Source organism: Falsiroseomonas tokyonensis, assembly GCF_019024325.1.
Taxonomy (GTDB): domain Bacteria; phylum Pseudomonadota; class Alphaproteobacteria; order Acetobacterales; family Acetobacteraceae; genus Falsiroseomonas; species Falsiroseomonas tokyonensis.
In genome coordinates, this window is sequence record NZ_JAFNJS010000002.1 from 746,821 (window position 1) to 769,477 (window position 22,657).

Sequence of the window (22,657 nt, forward strand, 5' to 3'; positions counted from 1 at the left end):
CGCGGGCCTGGCGATGATCACCGCGCCGGTTCCGGGCGAGCCCGGCGCCCCGCGCCGGCAGTGGAACGACCTGCGCAAGCGGGCGCTTTCGGCCGCCGTGCTGCTGCCGGCGGCGCTGGCCTGCATCTGGTTCGGCGCCGAATCCTTCACCGCCATGGTAGCGATCGCCGGCGCGGTGCTGGCCTGGGAATGGGTGCACCTGTGTGGCCGCCGCACTCGGGTCTTCCCGGGCCTCGCCGTGCCGCTGGTGGTCTGCGCCGCGGGGGCGCTTGCGGTGATGGAGCAGGTGCGGCTCGGTCTGGCGCTGCTGCTGGCCGGCTTCGCCGCCACCTGGCTCGGCGTCGCGTTGCTCGGCCGGCGGTCCGGCATCACCCAGCCGGCGCGGCGGCTCGCCCTCGGCGTGCTCTATATCGGCTTGGCCGGGCTCGCGCTGATCGAGCTGCGGCACGACAACGAGGCCGGGCGCGGCAATGTGCTGTTCCTGTTCGTCGTGGTCTGGGCCTCCGACATCGGCGCCTATATGGCCGGGCGGGCCTTCGGCGGGCCGAAGCTGGCGCCGTCCATCTCGCCCAACAAGACCTGGTCCGGCGCGCTGGGCGGCCTGGCCGCGGCGCTGATCTTCGGCGGCGCCTGCGCCCTGGCCTTCACGCCCGGCGCCTGGTGGCCGGCGGTCGCGCTGGTGGCGCTGCTGGTCAGCATCGCCTCGCAGGCCGGCGATCTTCTCGAATCCGCCATCAAGCGCCACTTCAAGGTGAAGGACACCTCCTCCCTCATCCCCGGCCATGGCGGGCTGCTGGACCGGCTGGATGGGGTGCTGGCGGCGGCGCCGGTGGCGGCGCTGCTGTCCACTATGCTGGGGCAGGGGCGGCCGCTTTGGGGATGGGCCTGGTGACGCGTTCGGTTTCGATCCTCGGCTCCACCGGCTCGGTCGGGCGGTCCACCATGGCGCTGCTGGATGCGGCGCCGGAGGGCGCCTTCCGGGTCGAGGCGCTGGTCGCCAACCGCGACTTTTCGCAACTTGCCGAACAGGCGCTACGCCACCGGGCGCGGCTGGCCGTGGTGGCGGATGAAGGCGCCTATGCGGATCTGAAGGCCGCCCTGGCCGGCAGTGGCGTCCAAGCTGCGGCGGGCGCCGCGGCGGTGGAGGAAGCTGCGGCGCGCCCGGCCGATTGGACCATGGCCGCCATCGTCGGCGCCGCCGGCCTGCGCTCCACCCTCGCGGCCCTCGGCCGCGGCGGCACCCTGGCGCTGGCCAACAAGGAAAGCCTGGTCTGCGCGGCGGAGCTGGTGCTGGCCGTGGCGGGCGCCGGCGGCGCCCGGCTGCTGCCGGTCGATTCCGAGCATAACGCCATCTTCCAGGCCCTCGATGGCCAGGACCCGGCAGGGGTGGAAAAGATCATCCTCACCGCCTCCGGCGGCCCCTTCCGCGAATGGCCACTGGAACGCATGGCGCGCGCCACGCCGGAGGAGGCGGTGCGCCATCCGGTCTGGTCGATGGGCGCCAAGATCAGCATCGATTCCGCCACCATGATGAACAAGGGGCTTGAGCTCATCGAGGCCGCGCGCCTGTTCCCGGTGCCGGAGGCGCGGATCGACATCCTGGTGCATCCGCAATCGGCCGTGCATGGGCTGGTGCAGTTCGCCGATGGCTCGCTGATGGCGCAGCTCGGTACGCCCGACATGCGCACGCCCATCGCCCATGCCCTGGCTTGGCCGAAGCGGCTGCATGTCGAGGCGCCGCGGCTGGATCTGGCGGCGATCGGCCGGCTGGAATTCAGCGCGCCCGACCCGGTCCGCTTCCCTGCGCTGCGCCTGGCACGAGAGGCCTTGCAGGCGGGCGGCGGCGCCCCGACTATATTGAACGCGGCCAATGAAGTGGCGGTGGGGCTTTTCCTCGACCGGCGCCTCGGCTTCCTCGAGATTGCCGCCGTGGTGGCGGATACGCTGGCGGGGCTGGTGGCGCCGCGGGCGGAAGGGCTGGAGGATATCCTGGCGCTGGATGCCGCCGCGCGCCGCGCCGCCCGCGACCATGCCGAGGCCCGCGCCGCGGTCGGGTGAGGGCGGGCGGCAGGCGGGACTGGCGCCGGACTGGCTGGCGCATCAATGACGGGCGCCTTGCGCGCCGCTGGAGAGCACCTTGGACTTCCTGCCCGATCCGATCCGCACCCTTCTGGCCTTCGTGGTCGTGCTGGGCGTGCTGGTGTTCTTCCATGAGCTTGGCCACTACCTCGCGGCCCGCTGGCGCGGCATCCATGTCGAGCGATTCTCGGTGGGCTTCGGCCGGGCCATCGCCTCCTGGACCGACCGGGTTGGCACGGAATGGCGCATCGGCTGGCTGCCGCTCGGCGGCTATGTGAAGCTGCACGGCCAGGAACAGCCGGAAGACGTTCCGGAGGAGGTGCGCGCCAGCTGGCGCCCCGGCCAGACCTTCCATGAGAAGCCGGTGCGCGACCGCGCCATCGTTGTGGCCGCCGGCCCGCTGGCCAATTTCGTGCTCGCCGCGCTGATGTTCGGCGCGCTCTACATGACCGTGGGCCAGCCCGCGGCGACCACCGCGGTCGGCACCGTGCAGGAAGGCTCCGCCGCCGCCACCGCCGGGCTGCTGCCGGGCGACCGGATCCTGGCGCTGGATGGCCAGGCGGTGACGCGGTTCGAGGAGGTGCAGCGCCATATCCAGCCCCGCGCCGGCACGCCGGTGGCGGTGACGGTGGAGCGGGACGGGACGCAGCGCACGCTGACCGCGACGCCCGTGCCGCGCACGACCGGGGAGACCACGGTGGGCATCCTCGGCGTCGGCGCCGCGCCGACGCAGTTCGAACGGCTGAACCCGCTCAGCGCCCTCTGGGCCGGCACGGTGCAGACGGTGGATATCACCAAGCAGACGCTGGCCGCCGTCTGGCAGATGATCGCCGGCGGAAGGGGGGCGGAGGATCTCGGCGGGCCGCTGCGAATCGCGCAGATGTCGGGCCAGGTGGCGGAGCTCGGCATTGCCAGCCTGGTCTCCTTCATGGCGGTGCTCTCGGTGAACCTGGCGCTGATCAACCTGTTTCCCATCCCGGTGCTGGATGGCGGCCACCTGATGTTCTACGCGGCGGAGGCGATCCGCGGCCGGCCGCTGCCGCCGCGCGCCCAGGAATACGGCTTCCGCGCCGGATTCGCGCTGCTGATCACCCTCTTCGTCTTCGCCACATGGAACGACCTGTCGCAGCTCGGCGTGGTGCGCTGGGCGGCGGGGCTGTTCGGCTGAACCGGCCGGGGCCCTCGCGGCCCCGGAAAGTCCTGCAATTTCAGCGCATCAGCGCGGCTTGGCGCGGTTTCCGCCGAAGCGCGGCGCGGGCCGCGCGGCGGGGATGGGCAGGCCAGGCGGGCAGCTTGCCTGCGGGGGTGGCGGGGGCCTTGCCGCTCGGGTAGTCTCCGCCGCCTTACTCACCCCGCCGGGGATATACCTCTTGGTCGCCAATCGGCTTCTCCTGCTCGCCGCCACCTGCCTCGTCCCGGTCGGCCTTGCCCTGACCGCGGAGGCGCAGACCCGTGGCCCTCGCGCCCCCGCCGCCGCATCGCCCGCCGCTTCCGGCGTGGTGCGCGGCATCGACGTGACCGGCAACCAGCGCATCGAGGCGGATACCATCCGCTCCTACATGCTGCTGCAGCCGGGCGATCCCTTCGATGCGGACCGGCTGGACCGCAGCCTGCGCACGCTGTTCGCCACCGGGCTGTTCCGGGACGTGACGGTGGCCCGCGCGGGAGACCGCATCCAGGTCGCGGTGCAGGAGAACCCGATCGTCAACCGCGTGGCCTTCGAGGGGAACAGCAAGGTCTCCGACGATGTGCTGACGCCGGAGGTGACGCTGCGCGCGCGCGCCGTCTTCACCCCGCAGGCGGCGCAGGCGGACCGGCAGCGCATCCTCGACCTCTATGCCCGCCGCGGCCGTTTCGCCGCCCGCGTCGAGCCCAAGGTGATCGAGCTCGACCAGAACCGCGTCGACGTGGTCTTCGAGATCACGGAAGGCGATGCGGCGCTCGTCAGCCGCGTCAGCTTCGTGGGCAATACCGCCTTCTCCGACAGCCGACTGAAGGACGTGGTCGCGACGCGCGAGCAGGCCTGGTACCGGATCCTGTCCACCTCCGACATCTATGACCCGGAGCGGCTGAACTTCGACCGCGAGCTGCTGCGCCGCTACTACCTGCGCCAGGGCTATGCCGATGTGCAGGTGACCGGCGCGGTGGCCGAGCTGGCGCCGGACCGCAGCGGCTTCTTCGTGACCTATACGATCGACGAGGGCCCGCGCTACCGCGTCGGCCGCGCCGAGATCACCAGCACGCTGCGTGGCGTGGAGCCCGAAACGCTGCGCGGCGAGCTCGCGATCTCCGAGGGCGACTGGTACGACGGCGATGCGGTGGAACGCTCGGTCGAGGCGTTGTCCGATGCCGTCGGCCTGCGCGGCGTGCCCTTCGTCGAGGTCCGCCCGCGCGTGGTGCGGGACCGGGAGAATCGCCGCGTCGACGTGACCTTTGAGGTCGCCGAGGGCACGCGCGCCTACGTCGAGCGCATCGACATCACCGGCAACAGCCGCACGGCGGACCGCGTGATCCGGCGCGAATTCCGCATCGCGGAGGGTGACGCCTTCAACGCCGCGCAGGTGCGCCGGTCCCGCCAGCGCATCCGCGACCTGGGCTATTTCGGCAATGCCGAGATCAACGTGCAGCCCGGCTCCGCGCCGGACCGCACGGTGCTGGTCACCTCGGTGACGGAACGCCCGACCGGCGAAATCTCGCTGGGCGGCGGCTTCTCCACCGATGCCGGCTTCCTGACCGACTTCGGCATCCGCGAGCGCAACTTCCTGGGCACCGGCGTCGACACGCGGCTGCAGACCCTGCTGGCGCAGCGCCGCACGCAGGTCGACTTCTCGATCACCGACCCGTCCTTCCTGGACCGCAACCTGGCGGCCGGCCTCGACGTCTTCTATATCACGCGCGACCTGCAGGACACGTCGAGCTATTCGGAGAAGCGCGTCGGCTTCGCCCTGCGTGCCGGCTACGAATTCAATGAGCGGGTGCGGCAGAGCTGGTCCTACAGCCTGGTGCAGCGCGACATCTTCGACGTGCAGACGGATGCCAGCCGCTATATCCGGGAACAGAGCGGCATCACCCTGCTGTCGCAGGTCGGCACCACCCTTTCCTATGACGTGCGCGACAGCCGGATCGAGCCGCGCAGCGGCTATATCGCGCGCGTCGGCACCGATGTGGCGGGCCTCGGCGGCGATGTCGCCTATATCCGCTGGCGTGGCGACGTGGCCGGCTACATCCCGCTGGAACGCTACCTGGGCGCGCCGGAATACGTGCTGGCGCTGCAGGCCGGCGTCGGCCTGCTGACGCCCTGGGGCGACCGGCCGGAACGCATCATCGACCGCTTCTTCCTGGGCGGCGACAATCTGCGCGGCTTCGCCCTGGCCGGCGCCGGCCCGCGCGATACCTCCAGCGCCGGCAATGACGACCCGCTGGGCGGCCGGCTGATCTGGACGCAGACCACCGAACTGCGCTTCCCGCTGCCGCTGCCTTCCGAGATCGGGCTGCTCGGCCGCGCCTTCGTCGATGTCGGCTCGCTCTCGCGCACGCCGGTCTCGGGCGTGGGCGTGCAGGACGATTCCTCGCCGCGCGTCGGCGCCGGCGTTGGCGTGTCCTGGCGCACGCCGGTCGGCCTGATCAATATCGACATCGCCCAGGCGGTGGTGAAGAAGTCCTACGACGAGACGCAGCTTGTGCGTTTCGGCTTCGGCACCCGTTTCTGAGCCACATCCGGAATTATCGACCCATGCGCCTGCGTCATCTCCTCGCGGCCTCGCTGCTCCTCGCGCCGTCCCTGCTGATCGTGCCGCAGGCGTCTGCCCAGCAGCAGCAGGGGCAGCAGTGGTTCGTGCCGCCCGGCCAGGCCCAGGGCCAGCCGCAGCGGCCCGCGCAGGGCCAGCCGGCGCAGCGCCCGCCGCAGCAGCGCCCGGCGGCCACGCCGGCCGGCCAGCGCCCGCCCGCGCCGGTCATCGCCATCGTCGACATCCCGGAGGTCCAGCGCCTTTCCGCCGCCTTCAACCAGGTGCGGGAGGAGATCGAGCGCCGCCGCGCCAGGCTGAACGAGGATCTGCAGCGCGAGCAGGGCCGCTGGCGCGAGGAACAGCAGGCCCTGGCCGCCGCCCGCGCCACCCTGGCGCCGGAACAGCTGCGCGCGCGGGAGCGGGAGCTGCAGGAACGCATCACCGATGCGCAGCGCATCTTCCGCGACCGGTCGCGCGCCATCGACCAGGCCGCCCAGACCGGGCTGCAGCAGATCGAACAGGCGCTGGGCGCCGTCATCCGGCAGGTCGCGGCCTCCCGCGGGGTGAACATCGTGCTGCCGCGCCCGCTGGTGATCTTCAACGATTCGGGCTTCGACCTGACGGATGAGATCTCGGCGCAGATGAACCGGGTGCTGCGCAGTGTGAACCTGCCGGCCGAAGGCGCCGCGCCGACCGAGGCGCCCGCTGCCGGCGCGCCCGCCGCCGATGGCACGCCGCCGCCGCCGCCGCCGCCCGCCCCGGCCGCCCCGGCCGCGCGACGGAACTGACCGATGGCGGCGGATCCGCGCTTCTTTCCCGCCGGATCCGCCCTGACCCTGGCGGAGGCCGCGGCCGCGGCCGGGGGTGAGCTGGTGGGCGGCGACCCTGAGCTGCCGATCACCGGCGTGGGTCCGCTGCAATCGGCGGGGCCGGCGGAGGTCAGCTTCCTCGACAACCGTCGCTATGCGGGGCAGCTCGCCATCACCCAGGCGGCGGCGGTGGTGCTGGCGCCGGAGATGCTGGCAAAGCTGCCGGAAGGCCGCGCGGCCATCGTCACGCCGCATCCCTATCTCGGCTTCGGCCGCATCGCCCGCGCGCTGCACCCGGCCGCCGCACCCCGCCCCGGCATCCATCCCAGCGCCGTGGTCGATGCCTCGGCACGGATCGGGCAGGGGGTGGAGGTCGGCCCACTGGCGGTCATCGAGGCGGGGGCGGAGATCGGCGCCGGCTGCATCATCGGGCCGCATGCCGTGATCGGTGCCGGGGTGGTGCTGGGGGAGGGCTGCCGGATCGGCGCTCATACCAGCCTGTCCCATTGCATCGCCGGCCGGCAGGTGGTGCTGCACCCCGGCGCGCGGGTCGGCCAGGAAGGCTTCGGCTTCGCCGTGACCCCGGAAGGCCGCTTCGAGACCATGCCCCAGCTCGGCCGCGTGCTGCTGGGGGACTTCGTGGAGCTCGGCGCCAATGCCTGCGTCGATCGCGGCAGCCAGACGGATACCGTGCTGGGGGCGGGCACGCGCCTCGACAACATGGTGCAGATCGGCCACAACGTGAGCACCGGCAAAGGCTGTGTGCTGGTGGCCCAGGTCGGCATCGCCGGCTCCACGCGCCTCGGCAACGGGGTGCAGATGGGTGGCCAGTCCGGCATCAGCGGCCATGTCGAGATCGGCGACCGGGCGCAGGTCGCGGCCCAGTCCGGCGTCATGTCCGATGTCGCGCCGGGTGAGGTCGTTGGCGGCTCTCCCGCCTGGCCGATGCGTGAGACCTTGCGGGCCTTTGCCGCGCTGCGGAAGCTGGCTGGCACCAAGCCGCCGGCCAAGCCGACGCCTTGATTCGCCCGACGCCTTAATTCGCCATGGAGCGAACGGAAGACAGGACCATGGACGCGACCGCAGAGAAGACGCCGGCCACCGCGGCGGAAGGCACCGTCGGCACCTATGACATCGCCCGCATCATGCAGGCGATCCCGCACCGCTTCCCCTTCCTGCTGGTGGATCGGGTGGTGGAGATCGTTCCGAATGTCTCGGCCGTGGGCGTCAAGAACGTCTCGATCAACGAGAACTTCTTCCAGGGCCATTTCCCGCAGCACCCGGTCTTCCCGGGCGTGCTGATCATCGAAAGCATGGCCCAGACGGCGGCCGTGCTGGTGGTGGAGACGCTTGGGCCTTCCGCCCAGGGCAAGCTGGTCTATTTCATGACGGTCGAGAGCGCGAAGTTCCGCAAGCCGGTGGTGCCGGGCGACCAGATGCGCGTGCATGTCCAGAAGGAAAAGCAGCGCGGCAACATCTGGAAGTTCACGGCCGAGGCGAAGGTCGATGGCAAGGTGGTGGCCGAGGCCGGCTATTCCGCCATGATCCTCGACAAGTGAGCGAAGCCATCCGCGTGGATTCCGAAATCATGCCGGTTACCAGCCATGGTGGCTTCATCCACCCCGCCGCCCATGTGGCGGACGGGGCCCAGATCGGGGCCGGATGCCATATCGGCCCCGGCTGCGTGGTGGGGCCGGAGGCGGTGCTGGGACAGGGCGTGGAACTCGTCGCCCATGTCGTGCTGGATGGCCGGGTCAGCCTGGGCGATGGGGTGAAGGTCTTCCCCTTCGCCACCATCGGCCTGCCGCCGCAGGACCTGAAGTACAAGGGCCAGCCCACCGGCGTGTCCATCGGCCCCCGCAGCCAGGTGCGCGAACACGCCACCATCCATCGCGGCAGCACCGGCGGCGATGGCATGACGCGGATCGGCGCCGATTGCCTGGTGATGTGCGTGGCCCATGTCGGGCATGACTGCAACATCGGCGACGGCGTCATCCTGGTGAACAACGTGATGCTCGCCGGCCATGTGGAGATCGGCGATTTCGCCGTGATCCAGGGTGGCGCCGCCATCCAGCAATTCGTCCGCATCGGCCGCATGGCCATGGTGGCCGGCATGTCGGGCGTGGAGCGCAACGTGCTGCCCTATGGCCGCGTGAAGGGCTTCCGGGCCAAGCATGCCGGGCTCAACACCATCGCCATGCGCCGGCGCCTGGGCCTGAGCAAGGACCAGGTGGTTACGGTGGCGCGTGCGGTGCACGACCTCTATCGCGGCGGCCGGCCGGATGAGGCGGTGGAGAGCGTCGCCGCCGCCTATCCGGGCAATCCGCAGGTGGCCGAGATCCTCGCCTTCGCCCGCAACCGCGGCCGCCACGGGCTGATCCCCTTCGGCCGCTACGGCGACGAGGAGGAGAGCGGGGAGGCCGCGTGACCGGCGCCCCGCTCGGACTGCCCCTCGGTTTGATCGTCGGCGGCGGTGTCATGCCGCTGCGCGTGGCCGATGCCGCCACCCGCGCCGGCCGCCCGGTCTTCGCCGTGCTGGTGGAGGGTTTCGCCGATCCCCGCGAATGGGCGGCCTGGCCGCATGCGGTGGTGCGCCTCGGCGCCATCGGCCAGATGCTCGGCCTGCTGCGGCGCGCCGGGGCGCGGCAGCTGGTGCTGGCGGGGCGCGTGACCCGGCCCTCCATCCTGTCGCTGCGGCTGGATGGGGAAGGCCTGCGGCTGATGGCCAAGGTGGGGCGGCGGGCGCTGTTCGGCGGCGATGACGCGCTGCTGACCGCCATCGTCACCGTGCTGCGCGAGGAAGGCTTCGAGCCGCTGGGCGCCCAGCAGGTATTTGCCGAACTGCTGATGGAGGCCGGCTGCCCCACCCGTGCCCAGCCGGATGCCGAGGCGCTGGAGGATATCCGGCGCGGCATCACGGTCGCGCGCCAGCTCGGCGCCGCCGATGCCGGCCAGGGCTGCGTGGTCCAGCAGGGCCTGGTCCTGGCGCTGGAGGCGATCGAGGGCACCGACGCCATGCTCGCCCGCGCCGGCGAACTGCGCCGCGAGGGGCCCGGCGGCGTATTGGTCAAATTGGTAAAACCGGCGCAGAGCAAGCTGGTGGACCTGCCCGCCATCGGCCCCGACACCATCCGCGCCGCCGCCGCCGCCGGGCTGCGCGGCATTGCGGTGGAGGCGCGACGGAACGGTCATGTGGGCACCATCGTTCTGGACCGCGACGCCACCATATCGGAAGCCGACGCCGCGGGGCTGTTCCTGCTGGCGATGGATGCCGACCAGATCCTCACGCAAGGGAATACGCCATGAGCCAGGGCTCGCTGCTGCACACCATGATCCGCGTCGGCAATCTCGAGCGCAGCGTGGACTTCTACACCAAGCTGCTCGGCATGAAGGAGCTGCGCCGCCGCGACGTGCCGGAGGGCAAGTACACGCTGGTCTTCGTCGGCTATGCCGAGGAATCGACCGGCGCCGCGGTGGTCGAGCTGACCTACAACTACGGCACCGAGAGCTACGAGATGGGCACGGCCTTCGGCCACCTGGCCGTCGGCGTGCCGGACATCTACGCGACCTGCGACAAGCTGCGCGCCGGCGGGGCCAAGATCACGCGCGAGCCCGGCCCCGTGAAGTTCGGCACCACGGTCATCGCCTTCGTCGAGGATCCGGACGGCTACAAGATCGAGCTGATCGAGCGGAAGTAACGCCGCCCACATGGCGATCCTGACGCCGCTGGAGGATGCGCTCGCCGGCATGACCGATGCCGCGCGGGCGCTGGCGGGGCGGGAGAGGGTGCGCCTGGCCGTCACCGGCCTGTCGCGCGCTGGCAAGACCGTCTTCCTGACCTCCCTGGTGGCGAACCTGCTGGCGGCGGGGGCGGGGGTGAACACCCTGCCTGCGCTGGCGGCCGCCTCCGGCAACCGGCTGCGCGGGGCGCGGCTGGTGCCGCCGGGGGTGGAGGCGACGCCGCGCTTCGACGCCGCCGCGCATCTGGAGGCGCTGGCCGCCGATCCGCCGCGCTGGCCGGAACGGACCGAGGATCTTTCCACGCTGGAGATCGCGCTGGACCTGGCGCCGGCCTCCTGGCTCGGCCAGGCGCGCGGCTGGGTGGCCGGCGAACGCCGCGTCACGCTGGAGCTGCTGGATTATCCCGGCGAATGGCTGCTGGACCTGCCGATGCTGGACCAGTCCTTCGACGACTGGTCGCGCGAAACCCTGGCCCGGCTGCGACAGGGCAGGCGCGCCGCGGTCGCCCGCGACTTTCTCGATTTCGTCGATGCCCTGCCGCCCGGCGCGCGGGATGACGAGGCGCTGGCCCGCCAGGGTTTTCGTCTGTACCGCGCCGCCCTGCTGCGCTGCCGGGACGACCTCGGCTTCCGCTTCCTGCAGCCCGGCCGCGCGCTGAATCCGGGTCCGCGCGGAGAGGCGCCGCTGCTGTGGTTCTTCCCGCTGCCCGGCGGCAGCCAGGGCGAATTGGGAAGGCTGCTGGCGCGGCGCCACGCCGCCTATCTGGCGGACCAGCGCAGCGCCTTCTTCGAACCCTTCTTCCGCCGCTTCCGCCGCCAGGCGGTGCTGGTCGATGCACTCGGCGCGCTGCATGCCGGGGAGGAAGCCTTTGACGACACGGCTGCCGCGCTCTCCGCCATCGCCACCGCCCTGCGCCGGGGCGGCGGCTGGCTGAATCTGCTGACCGGCCAGGGCGTGCAGCATGTGGGCTTCGCCGCCACCAAGGCGGACCATGTGCCGGCGGCCCAGCGCGACAAGCTGGTGGGGCTGCTGGGGGATTTGGTGGGGCGGGACACGGCGGGGGCAGGGGGCGCCACCACCTCCGTCCATGCCATCGCCGCCCTCCGCTGCACCCAGGACGACCTGGCGCGCGTCGATGGGCGGGACGTTCAGGCGGTGCGCGGCGTGCTGCTCGATGGCGGCCGCAGCGCGCGGATCTATCCCGGGGAGGTGCCGGACCGCCGGCCGGATCACGCCTTCTGGAGCCATGGCGAATTCCGCATGCCGGTCTTCCGCCCGCCGCGGCTGACCGGTGACGGGCTGTCCGGCATGCCCCATCTGGGGCTGGACCGGATGCTGGCATCCCTGATCGGAGACCTGCTTTGAGCGATACCCCGCGCGGTCCCCGCGATACCCCGCGCGGTCCCCGCGACGCCCCGCGCGGCCCCCGAATCCTGACCGAGGACAGCCTGGCCCCCGCGCCGCGCCTCGATTTCGGCTGGGACCAGGCGGTGGCGCCGGTGGCGCTGCCACCAGCCCCGCGCAGCCGCTGGTCGGCTCTGAGCCTGGCGGCGGGCGGCATCGGCGTGCTGCTGGTGGGCCTCTCCGCCATCGATGTCGGCGGCTATGTTGCGGACCAGTTCACGCGCGCACCCTGGCTGGGCTGGGTGACGCTATCCGTGGCCGTGGCGGGCTACGGGCTGATTGCGGCCGCCTTCCTGCGCGAGCTGCGCGGCCTGGCCGGCCTCGGTACGGTGGAGCGCGGTCGCGCCGCAGTGGCGCGTGGCGACTTCGCCGCCAGCCGCTCCGCCATCCTGGACTGGGCGGCCCGCCTGCCGGAGGCGCAGGAGATGCTGCCGGCGCTGCGCAAGGCGCCGGACCTGCCGACCCTGCTCGCCTTGCTGGAGGCCGGGCCGCTGGCCAGGCTGGACCGTGCCGCCGTCTCGGCCGGGCGCGCCGCCGCGCTGCAATCCCTGGCCGCCACCGCCATCGTGCCCTCCCCGGCGCTGGACGGCGTCTTCATCGCCTGGCGCGGCCTGCGCCTGGTGCGGGAGGTGGCGGCGATCCACGGCCTGCGCCCGGGCCTGCTCGGCACGCTGAAGCTGCTGCGGCGCACGCTGTTCGAGGCCGGGGCCGTGGCGGCAGCCGATGTCGCGATCAATGCGGCGGTCACGGCCGTGACCACCAATCCGCTGGTCGCCTCCGTGGTCGGCGATGCCGCGACCGGGGCGGTGGCGGCGCGGCGCATGCTGCTGCTGGCGCGCGCCACGGCGCGGGCCTGCCGGATCGTCACGCCGCGATAGGGCGGGGCGCATAGGCACAGCCTATGCGGCCGATCGCCTGGGCCCCTGTCCTTCTCCCGCGACCTCTCGCTAGATTGGCGATCGATAAACTTTATCTCCAATCAGCTTGAGCAAAGGTTGCGGTTGCATGGCCAGTGCCCCGAAATCCCTCCCCACCGCGCCGGTCCCGCTGGACGATGCGGCGCTGGACCAGGTGACCGGCGGGACGAGTTTTTCCGCCTTCATGACCAGCCGCATAACCTTCGCGGGCGATGACAATGTCACCCTCTCCGACAGCGGCGAAAGCGTCGGCGGCAAGGCGGGAGACGACACGCTCTACGGCGTCGGCGGCAATGACACGCTGGACGGCCAGGCGGGCGATGACGTGCTGGTGGGCGGCCAGGGCGACGACAAGCTGATGGGCGGCTTCGGCAGCGACACCTTCATCATCGGCCAGGGCGACGGCAACGACCGCATCTTCGGCGAGCGCAACACCAACCTCGGAGAGCATATCGGCCGCGGCGATACCGATACCATCGTCATCAACAACTACGACTGGGGCGATATCCGCATCGAATTCAGCAAGGGCGGCTTCAGCGGGGAGATGCAGCCCGATGGCACCCGCGCGCTCAGCACCAATTCCGCTGGCGTGATCTACTTCGGCGACCAGCGGGTGGAATTCCGCGGCATCGAGCGCATCCAGGTGCCGAACGGCGCCGGCTGAACCGCCGCGCCCTCAGGCCAGGCGCTGCGCCGGCCGCACGGGGCGGGCCACCGGGACCCGGGGCCGGCCGAGCGGCAGGGGCGCCTGGGCGAGGCTGCGCATCGCCTCCTCCCGCGGCATGCGGCCGGGCGCGATGGCGCCGTCTTCCTCCCGCTGCTTGGGGAAGAGTACCGAATGCCCCCAGAGGCAGCCCACCATCATCATGGCGCCCAGCGCCAGTTGCGCGGGCAGGGGCAGGGTGGTGAGCGCGATGATGGAACTGGTCCAGACCGCCGTGCCGATGAAGCCGAGGATCCAGTAGCTGACCTTGGACAGGGTACGCATGCCGCCCTCCGGAGCCGAACGGCTAATTTGCCGTTCGTTAGTCTATTTTTTAGACTTTCTCCGAGGCGGGGTCAAGCGGGAAGAATCGTCACAGCGCCTCGCCGGAAGCGGCCAGGATCCGGGCCAGGGCCTCGGATCGGCCAAGCGCCACCAGTACCGCATCGATCGGCGGACTCTGGGTGCTGCCGGTGAGTGCTACACGCAAAGGTTGTGCGATTTGGCCGAGCTTGACGCCCTTCACCTCGGCATAGTCGCGCAGCCACTGCTCCAGCTCCGCCCGCTCCCACGGCGCATCCGCCAGGAACTGGGCGAGGTCCGCGAGCCGCGCCCGCACCTCCTCCGTCAGCAGCGCGGCGGCCTTGGCATCCGGCACCGGGGCGCCATTGGCCACCGCGAAGATCGCCGCATCGGCCAGCTCCACCAGCGTCTTGGCCCGCGCCTTCAGGTCCGGCATCAGCAGCTGGATGCGGGCGGCGGCTTCCGTGCCGAAATCGATGCCGCGCCGGGTGAAGCGGGCCAGCACGTCGCGCACCAGCCGGTCATCCTCCGCCTCGCGCAGATAGACGCCGTTCAGATGGGTCAGCTTGGCATAGTCCATGCGGGAGGCGGCGCGGCCGACATCGGCCAGGTCGAACAGCGCGATGGCGCGGTCGCGCGGCACGATCTCCTCATCGCCATGGCCCCAGCCGAGGCGCAGCAGGTAGTTGCACAGCGCCTCCGGCAGGAAGCCCTGCTCGGCGAATTCCAGCGCGCCCACCGCGCCGTGGCGCTTGGACAGCTTGGCGCCATCGGCGCCATGGATCAGCGGGATATGCGCGAAATGCGGCCGCCGCCAGCCCATGGCGTCATAGACCATGCATTGCCGGAAGGTGTTGGTCAGGTGGTCGTCGCCGCGGATGACATGGGTGATGGCCATGTCGTGGTCGTCCACCACCACGGCATGCAGGTAGGTGGGCGTGCCGTCCGAGCGCAGGATGATCATGTCGTCCAGCTCGGTATCGGCGACGCGGACCTCGCCCTGCACCAGGTCGGCCACCACCGTCTCCCCGCCGCGCGGGGCCTTGATGCGGATGGCGGCGGGCAGGGAAGGGGCCTGGGCTGGGTCCAGGTTCATCCAGCGGCTGCCTTCGTATTTGAAGGGGCGCTTGGCGGCCTCGGCCTCGGCCCGCATCGCCGCCAGCTCCTCCGGCGTGTCGTAGGCGAGATAGGCCTTTCCGGCGGCCAGCAACTCCCGCGCCACCTCGGCATGGCGCGCCTCCCGGCTCGACTGCATCACCGGCGGCTCGTCCGGGCTCAGGCCGAGCCATTCCAGGCTGTCCAGGATCTGCTGCACGGCTTCCTGGGTGCTGCGCGCCTTGTCGGTATCCTCGATCCGCAGCAGGTACTGGCCGCCGTGGTGGCGGGCGAAGAGGTAGTTGAACAGGGCGGTGCGGGCGCCGCCAATATGCAGATAGCCCGTGGGCGACGGGGCGAAGCGCGTGCGGACCGACATGATGTTCCGTGTCCCGGCAGGAAAAGGGGACCGGCTGCTTAGCGCGGATCGCCGAAAGGCCGAAACCCAGGCGGCGACTCCTCATTGCGACCGACCATGAAGTCATCCACCATGGGTTGAATGTCCATCGCCCTTCACCCTGTTGAACGGCAGGGGGCGGTCGCAAGGATCGGCGACTGGCTGCTGGAGATGCTCGCCCGGCAGCAGGGGCGTTTCGCCCCCTGGCTGGCGGTGGCGCTGGGCGCCGGGGTGCTGTGGTATTTCGACCAGCCGGTGGAGCCGCGCGCGCAGCCGCTCTGGCTCGCGCTGCCCTTGCTGGGCCTCGCCGCCTTTCTGGCGCGGCGCTGGTGGCTGGTCGGCTGGGCGGCGGCCCTGCCGGGGGCGGTGCTGCTCGGCGCGGGCCTGGCCGCCTGGCATGCGGGGCGGCAGCCGGCGCCGCTGCACCTGCCCTTCAACGCGGTGGTCCTGGAAGGCGTGGTGGCGCAGGTGGAGCCCCTGCCGGAAGGCCGCCGCATGACGCTGCGGGAGGTGCGGCTTGGCCAGGGCCCGCCGCTGGACCGCCACATCCGGGTGCGGCTTCGCGCGGAGGACCCGATCCAGCCCCAGCCCGGCGACCGTCTGCGCCTGCGCGCCTTGCTGCGGGAGCCTGGCGCACCGGTGGTGCCGGGCGGCTACGACTTCCAGCGCGCCGCCTTCTTCTCCGGCCTCGGCGGATCCGGCTTCGCCCTGGATGTGGCGGAGCGGCTGGAAGGCGGCGGGGAGGGAGCCTGGTTCGCCGCCCTCCGCGCCCGGCTGGAGCGGGAGGTGACCGCCGCCATCCCCGGCGCGGCCGGGGCGGTGGCCGCGGCGCTGATCACCGGCACGCAGAGCGGCATCCCGGCGCCGGCCATGGTTGCGATGCGCGATTCGGGGCTGGCGCATCTGCTCTCCGTCTCCGGCCTGCACATGGCCATCGTCATGGGGCTGGTCTTCTTCCTGCTGCGCCTCGCGCTGGCGCTGCTCCCCTGGCTGGCGCTGCGGGTGCCGGGCAAGGCGGTGGCGGCGCTGGGGTCGCTGGCCGCAGGCGCCTTCTACATGCTGCTGACCGGATCCCAGGTGCCGATGCAGCGCTGCCTGGGCATGGCGGCGCTGGTGACGCTGGCGCTGCTGACGGGGCGGCGGGCGCTGTCGCCGCGCGTCATCGCCATCGCCGCGGCCGGCGTGCTGGCGGTGGCGCCGGCGGAGCTGCTCGGACCCTCCTTCCAGATGTCCTTCGCCGCCGTGCTGGCGCTGATCGCGGGGCATGAGGCCACGCGCGCCTGGCTTGCGCGGCTGCGCGCCGCGGGCGGCTGGTGGCGGCCGGCGCTGATCTTCGGCATCGGCCTGGTGCTGACCTCACTGCTCGCCGGCACGGCGACGGCGCCCTACGGCCTGCACCATTTCGGGCGGCTGCAGCTGTTTGGCATCCTGTCCAATCCCGTGGCGGTGCCGCTGACCTCGGTGCTGGTGATGCCGGCGGCGCTGCTGGCCATGCTGGCTTTGCCCTTCGGCCTGGCGGAATGGCCGCTCTGGGCCATGGGCTGGGGGGTGGAGGGGATCCTGCTGGTGGCGCGGACCGTCGCCGCCTGGCCGGGCGCCGCGCCCGCCTTGCCGCCGCTGCCCGGCTGGGGCCTGGCATTGGCCACGCTGGGCTTCTGCTGGCTGGGCCTGTGGCGCGGCGGGCTGCGCGCCTGGGGACTGCCGCTGATCCTGGCGGGGCTGGCCTCGCCGCTGGCCAGCCCGCCGCCGGACCTGCTGGTTTCCGCCGATGCGAGGATCGTGGCGCTGCGCACCGCGGAGGGCGTCTATCTGCACCGCCTGCCCGGCGCCCGCGTCTTCGTGCGGGACAATATGCTGCGCGCCATGGGCGCGACAGAAGCACGGCCCCTGCCGGAGACCGGCACGCTGGCCAGCGGCGCGCTGGCCTGCACCCCGGCCGCCTGCCGCTTCCGCCCGCGGCCCGATGCGGCGGAGGCGGTGCTGCTGCGCGGCCCGCCGCCCGCCCGGGGCCAGCGATCGGCGCCGCTGGATGCCTCGCCCTACTGCGACGGGGCGGCGCTGGTGGTGGCGCTGGAGCCGCTGCGGCCGCGCTGCGCGACGGGGGAAAGCATCGACCGCTTCGCCATGTGGCGCGACGGCGCACAGGCCGCCTGGCTGGGGCAGGCGGCGGCGCGGCGCCTCAGCGACCGGGCCTGGCGGGGCGACCGCCCCTGGGTCCCGCCGGAGCCCCTACCTGGTCGCGTGGAAACTTTGCCGCTCGCGCCCGTTGATGACCCGAGCCGGTAACACTTTTTTCGGAATATGTGACGAAGATCACGGAGTAGCGAGGCCCGAAGGAGGAGCGCACATGACAATGGCCCTGATGCTCGGTGCCGCGCTGGCGACCGGGGCGATGACCATCCTGGCCTGGCAGCGCCTGCAGGATTGGCGCAGCGCCCGCAAGCTGGAGTGGGACCCCTACTGAAGGGGCCCCGCCCTCTTCAGTAGCGGCGCAGCAGGCCCACCAGCCTGCCCTGGACCCGCACCCGGTCCGGGCCGAAGATGCGGGTCTCATAGGCCCGGTTCGCGGGTTCCAGCGCCACCGAATTGCCGCGCCGGCGCAGGCGCTTCAGCGTCACTTCCTGGTCATCCACCAGGGCCACCACGATGGCCCCGTTATCCGCGGTGTCGCCGCGGCGGATGATGACGGTATCGCCGTCCAGGATCCCGGCCTCCATCATCGAATCGCCCGAGACTTCCAGCGCGTAGTGCTCGCCCCCGCCCAGCAGGGCCGCGGGCACATCGACCATGGTGGTATCCCGCGTCGCCTCGATCGGTAGGCCGGCGGCGATGCGGCCGTAAAGCGGCAGGGCCACGGAACCCGCCTCGTTCGCCGCCTTCTGCACGCCGGCGAGGCCGGGCGCGAAATGGCCGCGGATGACATTGGGCGTGAAGGCCGGCGCGGCGGGGGCCGCCGGGGCAGGCACGGCTTCCGAACGGCGCGGTGCCACATTCTCCGGCAGCCGCACCACTTCCAGCGCCCGGGCGCGATGTGCGCGGCGCTTCAGGAAGCCGCGCTCCTCCAGCGCCGTGATCAGCCGATGGATGCCCGACTTCGACTTCAGCCGAAGCGCCTCCTTCATTTCCTCGAAGGAGGGGGAAAAGCCCGTCGCGCGCAGATGCTTGTCGATGAACATGAGCAGTTCGTGCTGCTTGCGCGTGAGCATGGCATTCTCCAGCACCGGCGGGCGGGCCCGGATGGCCCCGAACAAACAAGCAACCGGCGTGGATGTTCTATGTAGGTTCCGGATGACGCGTCAAATGTTTTCCACACGGTCTGCCGCAAATGCAGGCAGATCGGCGCGTCAGATGCCGAATTGGCCGAGCGGGATGGCCTGGACCTCGGCCCCCTCGGGCAGCGCCGGGGCCAGGGCTGGCCTCAGAATCAGCGCCTCCGCCCGCGCCAGGGTGGCGAGCATGGAGCTGTCCTGCTGCGGAAACGGCGTGGCGACATGATGCCCAGCCGAATCGATGTGCAGAGTCGCGCGCAGATGGTCGAATCGGCGGTCATTGGCCGGCAGAGGCGCACCGGCCCGCACCAGCATGGTCGGCGGCGGTGCGGCGGGCAGGCCGGAAAGGACGGACAGCGCCGGCAGCAGGAACTGCACGCCGCAGACGAGCGCCGAGACCGGGTTACCCGGCAGCCCCAGTACCGGCGTGGCGCCGAGCCGCCCCCAGATCAACGGCTTGCCCGGCCGCATGGCGATCTTCCAGAAGTCGAGGGAAAATCCATGTTCGCCCAGCGCCGCCTGGATCAGGTCGTGCTCGCCGACGCTGGCGCCGCCGGTGGTGACCAGCAGGTCGCAGCCCCGTGCCGCGGCGGCCGCGGCGGCGATGGCGTCCCGATCATCGGCGACGATCGGCAGCACCAGCGGGTCTCCGCCGCCGGCGCGGACCAGGGCGGCCAGGGCATGGGCATTGGAACTGACGATGCCGCCGGGGGGGATGGGCTCGCCGGGCAGGGCGATCTCGTCGCCGGTGGCCAGGATGCCGATGCGCGGCCGGCGATGCACGGCCAGCCAGGGGTGGTTTGCCGCCGCGGCCAGGCCGATGTCACGCGCGGAGAGGCGTCGCCCGGCCGGCAGCAGGGTCTCGCCGGCCGAGAAATCCAGGCCGCGGCGGCGGATCCAGCGGTTTGCGGTCACGGCTTCCCGCACCGTCACGACGCCATCGGCCTGGTCCGCATCCTCCTGCAGCAGGATCCCGTCCGCGCCCTCCGGCACGAAGCCGCCCGTGAAAATGCGCACGGCCTGGCCAGGGCCGACCTGGCCCGCATAGGGGTGGCCTGCCGGCGCCGCCCCGGCCAGTGCCAGCCGCGCGCCCAGCACCGCATCCGCCGTGCGCACCGCATAGCCATCCATGGCGGAGACATCGGCCGGCGGCTGGGTCAGCCGGGCCACCACGGGCAGCGCCAGCACCCGGTTCCACCCCTCCGCCAGCGGCACCGTCTCCGCCGCCGTGGGGCGGAGGGCATCCAGGATGCGGGCGCGGGCGTCTTCCAGCGGGATCATCAGGTCGCCTTGTAAGTGCCCGATTTTCCGCCGGATTTATGCACCAGCCGCACCGCCTCGATCCGCATGCCCCGGTCGGCGGCCTTGCACATGTCGTAAATGGTGAGGGCCGCGACCGTCACCGCCGTCAGCGCCTCCATCTCCACGCCCGTCTGGCCGGTGACCTTGGCCAGGGCTTCGATCTCCACCGCATCGGGCTCGGCGATGGTCAGGTCCACCGTCACCTTGGTGAGCGCCAGCGGGTGGCAGAGGGGGATCAGGTCGCTGGTCTTCTTGGCGGCCATGATGCCGGCGATGCGCGCGATGCCGAGCACGTCGCCCTTGCCGACCTCCCCTTGCCGGATCAGTGCCAGCGTCTCCGGCGCCATGACGATACGCCCGCGCGCCACCGCCACGCGATGGGTCTCGGCCTTGTCCGAGACATCGACCATGGCGGCCGCGCCGGCCGCGTCGAAATGGGTCAGCGCCATCAGATGGCGTTGATCAGCTCGCGCGCCGCCACTTCCACATCCGGCTGGCGCAGCAGGTGCTCGCCCACCAGCAGGCAGCGGGCGCCGGCGCGGCACATGCGGCGCACGTCGTCCGGCGTGCGGATGCCACTCTCGCCGACCGGGATGCGGTCCGCGGGGATCAGCGGAATCAGCTCATCCGAGGTGCCAAGATCGGTCACCAAGGTCTTGAGGTTGCGGTTGTTCACCCCGATCAGCCGCGTCTCCAGCCCCAGCGCACGGTCCAGCTCCCGCTGGTCGTGCACCTCCGCCAGCACCGCCATGTCCAGCGACCGGGCGATATCCTCCAGCTCCTGCGCCTGCTCGTCCGACAGAGCCGCCAGGATCAGCAGGATGGCGTCCGCACCCATGGCCCGGGCCTCGAAGACCTGCCAGGGATGCACCATGAAGTCCTTGCGCAGCACCGGCAGCGAACAGGCGGCGCGGGCCTGCACCATGTGGCCGAGGTCGCCCTGGAACCAGGGAGCGTCGGTCAGCACGGAGAGGCAGGCGGCGCCGGCGGCCTCATAGGCGCGGGCCAACTCGGCTGGCTCGAAGGGCTCGCGGATCAGGCCGCCGGAGGGGGAGGCGCGCTTGATCTCGGCGATCAGCCCGACCCGGCCTTCCGCCACGGCGGCGCAAAGCGCGCCGGTGAAGTCGCGCGGTGGGCTGGCGTGGCGGGCCTGGCTTTCGATCTCGGCCAGCGGCATGGCGGCGGAACGCTCCCGCACCTCCTCGTATTTGTCGGCGAGGATGCGGGCCAGCGTATCGGACAGGACGGGGGCGGAGACGTTCATCGGGGAGGGTGCTCGGGAGAGGGGGGCACGGCGGCGCTGGCGCGCAGCCGGTTCAGCACGTTCAACGCCGCGCCACTGTCGATGGATGCGGCTGCGAGAGGCACGCCGGCGCGGATGTCGTCCACCCGGCCCGCCACGACAAGGGCGGCGGCGGCATTCAGCAGCACGCAATCGCGATAGGCGCCGGGCGCGCCTTCCAGCAGCGCCTGCAGCGCCGCCGCATTTTCGGCCGGATCCCCGCCCTTCAGCGCCGAGGCCGGGGCGCGGGCCAGGCCGGCCTGTTCGGGCGCGACCTCAAACTCGCGAAAGCGCCCGTCGCGCAGCTCCACCACCTGGGAGGGACCGGCCAGCGTCAGCTCATCGAGGCCCATGCCATGCACCAGCCAGGCGCGCTGCGTCCCCAGCCGGGCCAGCGTCTCGGCCATCGGGCGCAGCCATTCGGGGGCGAAGACGCCGGTCATTTGCCGCGTCACCCGCGCCGGGCTGGCCATGGGGCCGAGCAGGTTGAAGATGGTGCGTGTGCCGAGCTCGACCCGCGGGCCGGCGGCGTGGCGCAGCGCGGCGTGGTGGCGGGGCGCCATCAGGAAGACCATGCCGGCCTCCTCCAGCACCCGCGGCAGCGCCTCCAGCGGCGTTTCCATCACCGGGATGCCGAGAGCGGACAGCGCATCCGCGGCGCCGGAGCGGGAGGAGAGCGCGCGATTGCCGTGCTTCGCCACCTTCACGCCGCAGCCGGCCACCACCAGCGCCGCGGCCGTCGAGATGTTCAACGTGCCGGCGGCATCGCCCCCGGTGCCGACGATATCCATGGCATCGGGCGGCACGTCCACGGCTACCATCCGCGCCCGCATGGCCCGCACGGCGCCGGTCATCTCCGCCACCGTCTCGCCGCGCACCCGCATGGCCATCAGCAGGCCGGCAATCTGCGCCGGCGTCGCCTCACCGGCCATGATCATGCCGAAGGCGACCTCCGCCTCGCTCTCCGCCAGCTTTTCGCCGGCGGCCAAGCGCGCCAGGATATTCTTCATGCGGGGACGCTGTTGCGGCGCGTGGCCAGGGCGAGGAAGTTGCGGAGCAGGTCGTGGCCGTGTTCGGAGGCGATGCTCTCGGGGTGGAACTGGACGCCCCAGATGGGCAGGTCGCGATGCGCCAGGCCCATCACCAGGCCGTCCGCCGTGCGGGCAGTGGGGATCAGCGTCTCCGGCAGGTCCTCCACCACCAGGGAATGGTAGCGCGTGGCGCGGAAGGGGGAGGGCACGCCGGCGAAAATGTCCGTGCCGCCATGGGTCACGTCCCAGACCTTGCCATGCACCGGCTCCGGCGCCCGCACCACCTTGCCGCCAAAGGCCTGCCCGATCGCCTGGTGGCCGAGGCAGACGCCGAGCAGCGGCAGCCGCGCCTCCGCGGCCGCGCCGATCAGGTCGAGGCAGATGCCGGCCTCGTTCGGCGTGCAGGGGCCGGGCGAAAGCACGATCGCCTCCGGCCGCAGCTCCATGGCGGCCTGCACCGAGAGGGAATCATTGCGCCGAACCTCAACCGCCGCCCCAAGATCACCGAGGAAGTGGTAGAGATTGAACGTAAAACTGTCGTAGTTGTCGATCAGAAGGATCATGATGGCCTGACTTTTGTCCCGGAACGCGGGGGAA

The 22,657-nt window shown here is 71.8% G+C and carries 22 protein-coding genes; 14 read left to right on the plus strand and 8 right to left on the minus strand.

Annotated elements, in window-relative coordinates; all coding sequences use genetic code 11:
• Positions 1-13 precede the first annotated feature (13 nt).
• From J3S20_RS09720 to J3S20_RS09780, 13 genes are all read left to right on the plus strand, one after another.
• The gene (locus J3S20_RS09720; protein ID WP_216836230.1) at positions 14-892 is read left to right on the plus strand and encodes a phosphatidate cytidylyltransferase; all 879 of its coding nucleotides are present in this window, start codon (positions 14-16) and stop codon (positions 890-892) included.
• Positions 880-2,058 (plus strand): 1-deoxy-D-xylulose-5-phosphate reductoisomerase, encoded by a 1,179-nt coding sequence (gene dxr, locus J3S20_RS09725; protein ID WP_216836231.1) that lies wholly within the window; start codon positions 880-882, stop codon positions 2,056-2,058. The genes J3S20_RS09720 and dxr overlap by 13 nt, the downstream gene beginning before the upstream one ends.
• Before the next feature lie 88 nt (positions 2,059-2,146).
• Positions 2,147-3,247, plus strand: a complete 1,101-nt coding sequence (rseP, locus tag J3S20_RS09730) for an RIP metalloprotease RseP (protein WP_216836431.1) — start codon at positions 2,147-2,149, stop codon at positions 3,245-3,247.
• Between the two features lie 202 nt (positions 3,248-3,449).
• Positions 3,450-5,789: an outer membrane protein assembly factor BamA gene (bamA, locus tag J3S20_RS09735; RefSeq protein ID WP_216836232.1), complete on the plus strand. Its 2,340-nt coding sequence runs from the start codon at positions 3,450-3,452 to the stop codon at positions 5,787-5,789.
• A 23-nt stretch (positions 5,790-5,812) separates the two neighbouring features.
• Positions 5,813-6,595 (plus strand): OmpH family outer membrane protein, encoded by a 783-nt coding sequence (locus J3S20_RS09740; RefSeq protein ID WP_216836233.1) that lies wholly within the window; start codon positions 5,813-5,815, stop codon positions 6,593-6,595.
• A gap of 3 nt (positions 6,596-6,598) precedes the next feature.
• Complete coding sequence (gene lpxD / locus J3S20_RS09745; protein WP_216836234.1) at positions 6,599-7,639, plus strand: UDP-3-O-(3-hydroxymyristoyl)glucosamine N-acyltransferase; 1,041 nt, start codon at positions 6,599-6,601, stop codon at positions 7,637-7,639.
• A 47-nt stretch (positions 7,640-7,686) separates the two neighbouring features.
• Positions 7,687-8,175, plus strand: coding sequence for a 3-hydroxyacyl-ACP dehydratase FabZ (gene fabZ, locus J3S20_RS09750; protein ID WP_216836235.1), 489 nt, complete (start codon positions 7,687-7,689; stop codon positions 8,173-8,175).
• Positions 8,172-9,044 (plus strand): acyl-ACP--UDP-N-acetylglucosamine O-acyltransferase, encoded by an 873-nt coding sequence (lpxA, locus tag J3S20_RS09755; protein ID WP_343215194.1) that lies wholly within the window; start codon positions 8,172-8,174, stop codon positions 9,042-9,044. Before fabZ ends, lpxA begins: the two co-directional genes overlap by 4 nt.
• On the plus strand, positions 9,041-9,922 hold the full coding sequence (locus J3S20_RS09760; protein WP_216836236.1) for an LpxI family protein: 882 nt from the start codon (positions 9,041-9,043) through the stop codon (positions 9,920-9,922). Before lpxA ends, J3S20_RS09760 begins: the two co-directional genes overlap by 4 nt.
• Positions 9,919-10,314: a lactoylglutathione lyase gene (gene gloA, locus J3S20_RS09765; protein ID WP_216836237.1), complete on the plus strand. Its 396-nt coding sequence runs from the start codon at positions 9,919-9,921 to the stop codon at positions 10,312-10,314. Before J3S20_RS09760 ends, gloA begins: the two co-directional genes overlap by 4 nt.
• 10 nt (positions 10,315-10,324) lie before the next feature.
• Complete coding sequence (locus J3S20_RS09770) at positions 10,325-11,722, plus strand: YcjX family protein (protein ID WP_216836238.1); 1,398 nt, start codon at positions 10,325-10,327, stop codon at positions 11,720-11,722.
• Positions 11,719-12,639, plus strand: a complete 921-nt coding sequence (locus tag J3S20_RS09775) for a DUF697 domain-containing protein (RefSeq protein WP_216836239.1) — start codon at positions 11,719-11,721, stop codon at positions 12,637-12,639. The genes J3S20_RS09770 and J3S20_RS09775 overlap by 4 nt, the downstream gene beginning before the upstream one ends.
• Before the next feature lie 127 nt (positions 12,640-12,766).
• Positions 12,767-13,342, plus strand: a complete 576-nt coding sequence (locus J3S20_RS09780) for a calcium-binding protein (protein WP_216836240.1) — start codon at positions 12,767-12,769, stop codon at positions 13,340-13,342.
• Positions 13,343-13,354: 12 nt separating this feature from the next.
• Here the strand turns inward: J3S20_RS09780 and J3S20_RS09785 are convergent, their stop codons facing one another.
• Positions 13,355-13,666, minus strand: a complete 312-nt coding sequence (locus tag J3S20_RS09785; protein ID WP_216836241.1) for a hypothetical protein — start codon at positions 13,664-13,666, stop codon at positions 13,355-13,357.
• An 88-nt stretch (positions 13,667-13,754) separates the two neighbouring features.
• Complete coding sequence (gltX, locus tag J3S20_RS09790) at positions 13,755-15,158, minus strand: glutamate--tRNA ligase (RefSeq protein WP_216836242.1); 1,404 nt, start codon at positions 15,156-15,158, stop codon at positions 13,755-13,757.
• Positions 15,159-15,278: 120 nt separating this feature from the next.
• On the opposite strand from gltX, the gene J3S20_RS09795 reads away from it, so the two are divergent.
• Positions 15,279-17,462, plus strand: coding sequence for a ComEC/Rec2 family competence protein (locus J3S20_RS09795; RefSeq protein ID WP_216836243.1), 2,184 nt, complete (start codon positions 15,279-15,281; stop codon positions 17,460-17,462).
• Between the two features lie 194 nt (positions 17,463-17,656).
• Here J3S20_RS09795 and lexA read toward each other — a convergent pair whose 3' ends face one another.
• From lexA to J3S20_RS09825, 6 genes are all read right to left on the minus strand, one after another.
• Positions 17,657-18,382 carry a transcriptional repressor LexA gene (lexA, locus tag J3S20_RS09800; RefSeq protein ID WP_216836244.1) on the minus strand — a complete coding sequence of 242 codons (726 nt, stop codon included), beginning with the start codon at positions 18,380-18,382 and terminating at the stop codon, positions 17,657-17,659.
• 138 nt (positions 18,383-18,520) lie between these two features.
• Positions 18,521-19,726, minus strand: coding sequence for a molybdopterin molybdotransferase MoeA (locus J3S20_RS09805; RefSeq protein ID WP_216836245.1), 1,206 nt, complete (start codon positions 19,724-19,726; stop codon positions 18,521-18,523).
• Positions 19,726-20,196: a cyclic pyranopterin monophosphate synthase MoaC gene (gene moaC / locus J3S20_RS09810; RefSeq protein WP_281419468.1), complete on the minus strand. Its 471-nt coding sequence runs from the start codon at positions 20,194-20,196 to the stop codon at positions 19,726-19,728. Before moaC ends, J3S20_RS09805 begins: the two co-directional genes overlap by 1 nt.
• Positions 20,196-21,011: an indole-3-glycerol phosphate synthase TrpC gene (trpC, locus tag J3S20_RS09815; protein WP_216836246.1), complete on the minus strand. Its 816-nt coding sequence runs from the start codon at positions 21,009-21,011 to the stop codon at positions 20,196-20,198. Before trpC ends, moaC begins: the two co-directional genes overlap by 1 nt.
• Positions 21,008-22,039, minus strand: a complete 1,032-nt coding sequence (gene trpD / locus J3S20_RS09820; protein WP_216836247.1) for an anthranilate phosphoribosyltransferase — start codon at positions 22,037-22,039, stop codon at positions 21,008-21,010. The genes trpC and trpD overlap by 4 nt, the downstream gene beginning before the upstream one ends.
• Entirely contained in the window at positions 22,036-22,623 is a 588-nt protein-coding gene (locus tag J3S20_RS09825; RefSeq protein WP_216836248.1) for an anthranilate synthase component II, read from the minus strand. The genes trpD and J3S20_RS09825 overlap by 4 nt, the downstream gene beginning before the upstream one ends.
• Positions 22,624-22,657 lie beyond the last annotated feature (34 nt).